The organism is Melaminivora alkalimesophila, from assembly GCF_000282995.1.
Taxonomy (GTDB): domain Bacteria; phylum Pseudomonadota; class Gammaproteobacteria; order Burkholderiales; family Burkholderiaceae_C; genus Melaminivora; species Melaminivora alkalimesophila.
Genome location: NZ_ALEE01000242.1, coordinates 1 through 9,267, shown reverse-complemented (window position 1 = coordinate 9,267; position 9,267 = coordinate 1). Strand labels below are relative to the sequence as shown.

The following is a 9,267-nucleotide window of genomic DNA, read 5'->3' as shown; positions in this document are numbered from 1 at the left end:
CCCCCGCCGCTGCCGCGCGCGCCTGCAGCAGCCCCTGCACCTGCGTGCCCAGCAAGCCCAGGCCTGCCAGGAGCAGCACCGCAGTGGCCAGGTGCAGGGCGCGCCGCGTATGGCCGGCCAGATAGATGCGGCGCAGCTGGGCTGGTGCCAACTGCCCGCGTGCGCCTGCGCCGGCCAGGGCCAGCAGCTCGGGCAGTACCGCCCGATCGGCCAGGGCCGGAGCGTCGGGCAGCAAGGTCAGGCCGTGCTCGCGCAAGGCCTGCAGCAGTTCGGGCAGCGCCTGCAGCGGCGCCACCAGCGGAGGCTGGGCCGGGTTGGTGATGCGGTTGTCGGCCAGATATTTCAGTGTCAGGCCGACCTCGCGCGCCTGCTGGCGGGCGCCGCCCTCGAGCAGCAGGCGCGAGAACACCGGCACCCCTTGCGCGAGCAGCACCATGCGCATGCCATACGGCAGCGGCAGGCACAGCAGCACGCTGGCCGCTGAGCGCAGCGCCGCCTGACGCCCGGCCCACTGCGCCAGCAGGTAGCTCAGGGGCCATACGCCCTCGATGCTGTAGCCAGCTTGCGCCAGTGCATTGAGCTGCTCGGCCAGCTGGGGCGAGGACAGGCCCACGGCGTGCAGTGCGAAGGGCCGTGGCAGCATGGGCTGGGCCGAGGGGCGCTCCCACAGGGCGTGCAGGGGCACATCGGGCAGCAGGGCCTGCAGCCGGGTCTGGATGTAGCCTCGCCGGTCGTTGCCCATGAGGGCCGGGACGTCCAGGCGCACATGGGTTTCCTCGACCACGTCGGCCAGCACGCGCACACCGGCGCCCGGCGCCGGCGCCTCCAGGGGCTGGCCGCGCGCGCTCAGCCACTGCAGCTGCAGGGGGTTGACCAGCAGCACGGCGCTGGCAGGGGAACGGCGCGCACTCATGCCTTGATCTTGGAGATGGTGTCGTAGATGGGGCCGAGCACGGCCAGCATGATCCAGCCCAGGATCAGCCCCAGCGTCACGGTCAGCACCGGCTCGATCAATGCCTGCACGCGGCCGATGGCTTCCTCGATGTCGCGCGTGAAGAAATAGCTGACGTTGGCCAGGGCTTCGTCGAGCGCACCGGTCACCTCGCCCACGCGCAGCATGCGCACGACCAGGGCCGGAAACAGGTTTTCCTGGGCGAAGGCTTCGCTGATGGCGCTGCCGGTGGCGATGCGCTCTTGCACGCGGGCAATGGCCTGCTGCACCGGCAGGTTGCCGGTCACGCGCTCGCAGTAACCCAGCGCGTCGATGACCGGGATGCCGGTGCGATACATCAGGGCGAAGCTGTCCATGAGGCGTGCCAGGATGATCTTTCTGATGACCGGCCCGACGATGGGCAGCGCGAGCATCGCCTGATGCAGCCGAAAGCGCACCTGCTCATTGACGCGCGCCGCAATGCCCAGCCCCACGACCAGCGCCACCGGGGTCGGCAGGATCAGCCACCAGTAGTTGACGAAGGCGTTGGACAGCCAGATCAGGATGCGCGTTTGCAGCGGAATGTCCTGCCCCATGTTGGCGATGAAGCCCACCAGCTGCGGCACCAGGTAGACCATCAGAAAGACCACCACGCCGGTGATGGTCACGGTGACGAAGGCCGGGTACAGGATCAGCTTCTTGGTCTGCGCGGCCAGCTCGGACTGCCACTTGAGCGAGCGCACCAGCTCGGCCAGCACCTCGGCCAGCTGGCCCGTGACCTCGCCCGAGCGCACCAGGTGCACCATGACATCGCTGAACACCGCCGGATCGGCCCCCATGGCGCTGGCCAGGGTGCTGCCATTTTGGATGCGATCCATCAGCGCAGCAGCCACCTGGCGCAGCTGCAGGCTGTCGGCACCATCGCGCAGGTCGGCCAGTGCATCGAGCACCGACACACCCGAGCGCAGCAGCATCTGCAGGTGAAACAGCAAATTGATCATCTCGCGCTGCGGCAGACGCTGGGCGCGCAGCGTGATCTGGCGCACCACGCCAAAGCGGATGGGCGACAGGCCGGCGGCGTCGAGCTGCGCCTGCAGGTCAGCCTCGTGCAGGGCGCTGAGCTGCCCCTTGACGATCTGGCCGGCGGCGTTGACGGCGCGGTAGCGGTAGCGCGGCATTGGCGGTGCGTCTCCTGTGCGGCGCCGGGCTACAGGCGTGCCGTCAGGTCCACCACGCGGCCGATTTCCTCGACGGTGGTGATGCCCTCGAGCACCCGGCGCAGGCCATCGTCGGCCATGGGCACGAAGCCGCTGGCGCGCGCATGCGCGGTCAGCTCGCCGATGGTGGCGTTGCGCGTGATGAGTTCATCGAGCGCCGCGTCCATGCGCAGCAACTCCATGATGGCCAGCCGCCCGCGGTAGCCCTGAAAGCCGCAGGCCTCACAGCCGCCGGGATGCGCGCGGTACACCGTGGCGCCCACGGCCTGCGCGCCCATCAGGAGCGCCTCGGCGCTGCCGTCCTGCACCTGCAGGGGCTGGCGGCAGTGCCGGCACACGCGGCGCACCAGGCGCTGGGCAATGATGCCGATGATGTTGCCGGCCATGACCTCGGGCGAGACGCCCAGATCCTTGATGCGCTGGAAGCTGCGCAGCGCCGAGTTGGTGTGCAGCGTGGAAAACACCTGGTGGCCGGTCATGGCAGCGCGAAACGCCATCTCGGCCGTGTCCTTGTCGCGCACCTCGCCGACCAGAATGATGTCCGGGTCCTGGCGCATCAGCGAGCGCACACCGGCGGAGAAATCGATCTTGCTGCCGTCCGAGATCGAGGTCTGGCGGATGCGCGTGATCGGGTACTCCACCGGGTCTTCCAGCGTCATGATATTGACGCTCTCGTCGTTCAGGTGATTGAGCACCGAGTACAGCGTGGTGGTCTTGCCCGAGCCGGTCGGGCCGGTGACCAGGATGATGCCCTCCGGGCGCGCCAGCATCAGGTCCAGCAGGTAGTACTGCTCATCGGTCAGGCCCAGCTGGCGGTATTCGACGATGCCGCGCTTGGCGTCCAGCACGCGCAGCACGAAATTCTCGCCGTGGATGGTGGGCTGCACGGCGGCGCGAAAGTCCACGCTCCTCGCGCTGATGGACAGCGACACGCGCCCGTCCTGCGGCGCGCGGCTCTCGGCGATGTTCATGCCGGCCAGGAGCTTGAGGCGCACCAGCATGGCGTTCCAGTAGCGCCCGTGCAGCACGCGCACCTGGCGCAGCACGCCGTCGATGCGGTAGCGGATGCGCAGAAACTGCCCCTCGGGCTCGAAGTGGATGTCGGACGCCAGCTTGTGCACCGCGTCCGACAGCAGCGCATCGACCAGCCGCACCACCGGGTGGCTGTAGCCGCCCTGGCCCTGGGCGAGCGAGGCCACATCCAGCTGGCCGGTCTCGATCTCGTGGATGATGCCGTCGATCGACAGCTCGTAGCCATAGAACTGGTCGATGGCCGACAGCACCTCGGCGGCGCTGGCCAGGCGCCAGATGATGGTCACGCCCACGCCGACATGGGCGCGAATCTGGTCGGCGGCGATGATGTCGTTGGGCTTGGGGCTGGCCAGCACGAGCTGCTGGGTGTCGGCCTGGAAGGACACCGGAAAGACCTGAAAGCGCAGCGCCATGGCCTTGGGCACACGCGCCAGCGCTTGCGGGTCGGCCAGCACTGCACTCAGCTCGATGGTCTGCTGGCCCAGCGTCTGGCCCAGCGCCTCACGCATGGCGTCCTCGGTCACGAAGCCCAGGGCGATCAGCGCGTCGCCCAGCTGCGTGCCGGTCTTTTTCTGCTCCAGGAGAGCGATCTGGATCTGGTCGGCCGAGACCAGGCCCATGTGCTGCAGCCGCTCGCCCAGGCGCATCGGCGGGCGCGGCGCGGTGCTCGGCGAAGCGGGGGCGGCGGTGCTCATGGCTGGTCGAGCTCCTGCAGCTCGCCCATGCGCTGCTGCGCCGCCCGGGCCACGGAGCCGCTGGCGCCCAGCTGCAGCGCCTGGTGGTACAGACGCATGGCCTCCAGCGGGCGCTGCAGCTGGTCCAGGGCCACGGCCAGGTTGTAGGCCTGGGCGGCGCCGGCGGGCGCCAGTTGCTGCGCCTGGGTCAGCGGCCCCAGCGCCTCGGGCCAGCGGCCCTGACGGCCCAGGAGTTGGCCCAGCGCACTGTGCGCTGCTGCGTCGCGCGGCTGGCGCTCGGTCCATTCGCGCAGGCGGCTCTCGGCCTGCGCCGGGTCGGACTGCGCCAGCAGCGCCAGCGAACCCAGGCGTGCCGTCTCGTTGCCCGGCCACAGCTGCAGACTGCGCTGGTACGCCTGCCAGGCCTCGTCGCTGCGGCCCTGGCGGTGCAGCACCACGGCCATGCCCAGGGCGGCATCAGCGTCGTCCGGGCGTTCGGCCAGGACCTCCCGGTAGCGTTGCTGGGCGCGCCTGAGGTCGCCTTGCTGCAGCGCCGACCAAGCCTCCTCGAGCTGCGCGGGTGCGTGCGAGCGGCTGACCTCCACCGCGTCTGCTGCGTCCGAGCCGGCTGCGTTATTGGCGCGGTGAGCCTGCCTGGATGGCTGCGCCACCACAGCGGCGGGACCGGTAGCTGCAGCAGGGGGTGTAGGCACCGACGCTGGCGCCGGGGCGGGTACGGGTGCAGGCATCGGTGCGGATACGGGCGCAGACGCCTGCGCGGCTGCAGTCCGGGGGGTGGCTGCCTGCTGGACCGGAGTCGGCAGCGGGGCGTGGGCAGTGGCCGCGCCCGAAGCATCCGGAGGCGGCGCGACGGCTGCGGCCTGGGCGTCAGGCAGCACTGCTTCCATGTGCGGAGCGTCTTCGGCTGCCTGCGCCTGCCCTGCCTCGACAGCTTCTTGCGGCACCTGGGGCGTCTCGGTCGATTCGGGCGCCTGTGCGACAGCGGCGGGGGCCTGAGAGGCCGCGTCTGCCAGGCCGGGGGCCAGCAATGATGGGGTCTGCAAGGTCAGCCAGTATTGCCAGCCCAGCCACGTCAGCACCGCCAGGGTCAGCCCCCCCAGCAAGCCCACCACCAGGCGCCGGCCACGGGTGCGCTGAGCGGCTGCAGTGCGGGCACCCGAGGCGCCGCCGTTGCCCACCATGGTTTGCGCGGCTTCGCGTGCCGCATCGGGGCGCAGTCCGGCCGTGGCTCCTGATAATGCCGGCCGCAGTGGCTGCCCCGGCACGGGGACGACGGGGGGAGCGGGCCCGTCCGAAGCTGCCGCCTGGGCAGGCGGCGCCTGCACCGGCACGGCATGGACGGGCTGGCGGGGAGGCGGAGGCGGAGGCGGAGGCGGAGACGAGGGCACCTCATCCGCAAACGCAGGTTCTGCAGCAGTCGCCGCAGGGCCCACCTGCACCGGCGACGCAGGCCGCTCGTCGGCAGCAGCAGTCCTGTCGGGCAGATTCTGCGGCGCAGCCTGGGGGGCGGGCGGCACGGCCAAGGCGGCTGCATCACTTGCGTGACCCGCATTCTGCAGACTGCCGGCCCGAGGCGGCCGCGTCTGTCCTTCGGCACGTCCCTCGGCACTCAAGGCGGGGCTGGTCGGCGCAGCCTGCGCATCCGACTCCTGCTGGATTTGCGGCGGCGCCTCCATGGGCTCCAGCGACAGGCCCGCGCCGGCCAGCAGGTCCGCGCCGGCTGAAGGGGCCTGGGCCGGGGAAGATTCGACCGTGGAAGGTTCGACCGGGGAAGGGGCAGCTGCCGCCCCTGGGGGGCTGCGCTCGGGATTGCGCCGCAGCGCCTCCAGTAGCAGGCTCATGGCCGCCTCCCCGGGTCTGCCTGGGACAGAGGATCGGCGTCGTAGGGCGACGCCAGTGGCATGCGCTCGGGCAGCGGGCGCAGGGCCTCTGTCAAGTGCGGCTCGAACGCCTGCAGATCGCCGCCCAGGCTGGCACTGGTGACCACCGTGGGCCGCAGGAAGATGACCAGCTCGCTCTTGCTGCTGGACTTCTTGCGGTACTTGAACAGTTCGCCCAGCACCGGCACGCTGCCCACATAAGGCGTCTGGTCAGTGCTGGTCGACACGTCGTCGCGCATCAGCCCGCCCAGCACCGCCGTGTCGCCCGAGCGCACCTTGATGACGGACTCCATCTCGCGTGTCTGAATTTGCGGGATGCGGCTGCTGACCTCGGCCAGGTTCATCTTGTCGGCGCGCGCCATGGCCAGATAGATCGGCACGGCCGGGTCCTCGGCATAGCCGACCACACGCGACAGCGTGGGGCGCAGCACCAGCGTGACCTCGTCGCCCTCGCCGATCAGCGGCATGACGCTCATGACCAGGCCGACCGAGACGCTGTTGGGCGTGGATGTCAAATTGAACACCGGGGCGCTGCCCTGGGTGCCGGCGGTGTAGTTGGCAGTGAGCGTGAAATACACCAGGTCCTCGGTCACCTTGAGCATGGCCGCCTGGTTGTTGAGTGCACTGATCTTGGGACTGGAGAGCACCTTGGTGTTGCCAAACGACTCCAGCAGGCGCAGCGCCACGTTGAGCTGCATGGCATTGACATTGCCGATGCGCGTGTAGGTGGGCGTGATCTGGCTCATGCTCGGGATGATCCCGCTGACCGGCACGCCCGACGGCATGGAGCCACCCGCCGGCCCGATCTGCAGCAGCGGCAGGCCGTTGCGCAGCAACGTCCAGTTGATGCCCTGCTGGTAGTCGTCGGACAGGTTGACCTCGACGATGGTGGCCTCGATCATGACCTGGCGACCGGCGCTTTTCATGACGCGGTCGACGAACTCGCGCACGCGCATGTGCTGGCGGTAGGTGGCGCGCACCGAGACCACGCCGGTCTCCGGATTGGCGATGACCGAGGCCGATTCGCGAAAGCGCGCCGGCACCGGGGCCGGCACGGCGGGAGCGGCCCCCCCGGGCGTTGCTGGCATGGCGGGTTGCGGCACTGCAGCCGCTTCGGCGCCCTCGGGCAGCAGCTTGTCGGTCTCGCGCAGCAGGTCGCGGATGTTTTGCGTGAGCGTCTCCCAGAAACGGTTTTGCGAGGTGTTGGACAGCCGGCTGGTGGAGCTGTTGCCCTCCCCGCCACCGCCGCTGCCTGCGCGGCCGATGCTGGTGCTGGCCGACATGGCGCTTTGCGACTCGCGCGCCAGGTTCAGGTAGTCCACGCGGTAGTGGCGCAGCACGGGCGAGTCGGGCATGACGAACAGGTTGCGCCCCTCCATCTCGTAGCGCATGTTGACCTGCAGGGCCGCGCGGTCGAGGATTTCGGGCAGCGTCTGGTCGATGGCATTCATGCTCACCGTGCCGGCCAGCTCGGGGTGCACGTCCAGGTTCAGCCGCGCGTCGCGCGCGATGGCGAACAGCAGGTTGCGGATGTCCACGTTGTGCACGCTGACCGAGAAGCGCTCGCCGTGGCTGCTGCTGGCCGCGCCGGGCGGGGGCGGCAGCAGCGGCGCATCGACCAGGGCCGGGGGCTGGCCCGGCGCCGTTGCCTTGGGACGCAGGTGCGCCGCATTGGGGGCGGGCGGGCTGCTGGTGCAGGCCGCCAGGCTGGCAAGCAGCAGGGCTGCCAGCACGGGCCGTGCGGCCAGGCGCGGTTTGCGCTGGAACTGGGCAGACATCATGAGAGAGGCCCTGACGGGTCAGACTGCGGTGCAGCGACACTGCGGGCCCGCAAGCAAGGAGTGGCAACAGCCACGGGCGCGACAAGTGCCGGCTCCGCAGCCACGGAAGAAGACATCACGGGCTGGCCGCGCCCGAGCAGATAACCGAGCGCCAGCGCCGCCGCCAGCGCCAGCAGGCCGGCCAGCAGCCAGCCCTTGCCGGGCGGCGGCGCAGTCAGCCAGGCCACAGCACCACGGCGCAGGGGCCGGATGCGGCTGGCCTGCACTTCTTGCACGGCCCGGCCGACATGCTCGCGCGTGACCTGGCGCGCGCCCTGGGCGAACGCCGCCAGCAGCGCCTTGTCGGCCAGCTGGTGGATGGCCCGGATGCGCCCCTGCGAGGCCGCCAGCAGCCGCTGCAGCGCCGCCGGCTCGAACAGCGCCCCGCCCTGCCAGCCCGCGCGGCGCAGGCGGTGCTCGACATAGGCGGCTGCATCCGGGCCGACCAGGGGCTGCAGCTCGAAGCGCTGCACCACCCTGTCGCGCACCTGGCGCAGCGCCGGCAGCGCCAGCAGATCATCGAGCTCGGGCTGGCCGAACAGCACGATCTGCAGCAGCTTGTGGCGCTCGGTCTCCAGGTTGGACAGCAGCTTGATCTCTTCGAGCGAGGCCGGCTGCATGGCCTGCGCCTCGTCGATCAGCACCACGGCGCGCCGGCCCTGGGCGTGGCGCTCGAGCAGCGCACGCTGGATGGTCAGCACCGGGGACTGGCCCTCGCTGGGCGGCTCCAGCCCCCAGTCCTGGATCAGCGAGTGCAGGATCTCGCGCGGGCCGAAGGAAGGGTTGGCCAGATAGACCAGATCGATCTGCGGGCGCGGCAGGCGCTCGGCCAGCATGCGGCTGAGCATGGTCTTGCCGCTGCCGACTTCGCCCACCACGACGATGATCCCGTCCTCGTCGAGCACGGCGTGGTGCAGGGCATCCAGGACGGCTCCGCGCGCCTGGCCGTCAAAGAAAAAACGTCCGTTGGGCGTGATGCCAAAGGGCGGCTCGGTCAGCCGGAAGTGTTCCAGGTAGAGGGACGACAACGTGACGGATCCGCAGGGCGAGCAAGTAGAGAAACCCGGGTGAGCGACGCAACCATCATAGAGCAGGACTGCCCACGTCCGACCTGGATGTAACCATTGGTGCACCCTCTTCGTGTCTCTTTTCTGCGGCTTTGCGTGCCGCCAGGTGCGGCGGCCTCAGCGTCGCTGCCACACGGCCGCGAAGAAGCCGTCCATGCCATGCCGATGGGGCCACAGGCGCAAAAAGCGCCCGTCCTGCGTGCTGTCCTGCGCTTGGCTGGTCAGGCCCTGCGCTGCGGCCACGCGCGCCTGGGTCAGCAGCCCGGCCGCTGACACAGGTGAAAACTCGCGCTGCTCAGCGTCAAAAGCCCGGGCGATGGCTTCGTTCTCGTCGGGCAGCAGGCTGCAGGTGGCATAGACCAGCCGCCCGCCCGGTTTGACCAGCCGCGCCGCGCTGGCCAGGATGGCCCCCTGCAGCCGGGTCAGCTCGGCGATGGATTGCGGTGTCTGGCGCCATTTCAGGTCGGGGCTGCGCCGCAGCGTGCCCAGGCCCGAGCATGGCGCATCGACCAGCACCCGGTCCATCTTGCCGGCCAGGCGCTTGATGCGTTCGTCGCGCTCGTGAGCAATGGCCACCGGGTAGACGTTGGACAGGCCGCTGCGCGCCAGGCGCGGCTTGAGGCCT

At 70.2% G+C, this 9,267-nt stretch carries 7 protein-coding genes; all 7 read right to left on the bottom strand.

Annotated features, from left to right (window positions below; all coding sequences use genetic code 11):
* Nucleotides 1-913, bottom strand: a 913-nt coding sequence (locus tag A612_RS04380; protein WP_141630320.1) for a hypothetical protein, incomplete at its 3' end; no start/stop codon positions are given.
* On the bottom strand, nucleotides 910-2,109 hold the full coding sequence (locus A612_RS04375) for a type II secretion system F family protein (RefSeq protein ID WP_019373332.1): 1,200 nt from the start codon (nucleotides 2,107-2,109) through the stop codon (nucleotides 910-912). The genes A612_RS04375 and A612_RS04380, both read right to left, overlap by 4 nt.
* Before the next feature lie 29 nt (nucleotides 2,110-2,138).
* On the bottom strand, nucleotides 2,139-3,875 hold the full coding sequence (locus A612_RS04370) for a GspE/PulE family protein (RefSeq protein ID WP_019373331.1): 1,737 nt from the start codon (nucleotides 3,873-3,875) through the stop codon (nucleotides 2,139-2,141).
* Nucleotides 3,872-4,459, bottom strand: coding sequence for a tetratricopeptide repeat protein (locus A612_RS17295; protein WP_019373330.1), 588 nt, complete (start codon nucleotides 4,457-4,459; stop codon nucleotides 3,872-3,874). The genes A612_RS04370 and A612_RS17295 overlap by 4 nt, the downstream gene beginning before the upstream one ends.
* 1,253 nt (nucleotides 4,460-5,712) lie before the next feature.
* Nucleotides 5,713-7,536, bottom strand: a complete 1,824-nt coding sequence (locus A612_RS04360) for a type II secretion system protein GspD (protein WP_051001426.1) — start codon at nucleotides 7,534-7,536, stop codon at nucleotides 5,713-5,715.
* Complete coding sequence (locus A612_RS04355; RefSeq protein WP_019373328.1) at nucleotides 7,533-8,603, bottom strand: ExeA family protein; 1,071 nt, start codon at nucleotides 8,601-8,603, stop codon at nucleotides 7,533-7,535. Before A612_RS04355 ends, A612_RS04360 begins: the two co-directional genes overlap by 4 nt.
* A 156-nt stretch (nucleotides 8,604-8,759) precedes the next feature.
* The coding region (locus A612_RS04350) for an RsmB/NOP family class I SAM-dependent RNA methyltransferase (RefSeq protein WP_019373327.1) at nucleotides 8,760-9,267 on the bottom strand (508 nt) is incomplete at its 5' end.

Coding starts and splice junctions, on each gene's coding strand:
- A612_RS04375 (WP_019373332.1), bottom strand. CDS start 2,109: ATGCCGCGCTACCGCTACCGCGCCGTCAACGCCGCCGGCCAGATCGTC.
- A612_RS04370 (WP_019373331.1), bottom strand. CDS start 3,875: ATGAGCACCGCCGCCCCCGCTTCGCCGAGCACCGCGCCGCGCCCGCCG.
- A612_RS04360 (WP_051001426.1), bottom strand. CDS start 7,536: ATGATGTCTGCCCAGTTCCAGCGCAAACCGCGCCTGGCCGCACGGCCC.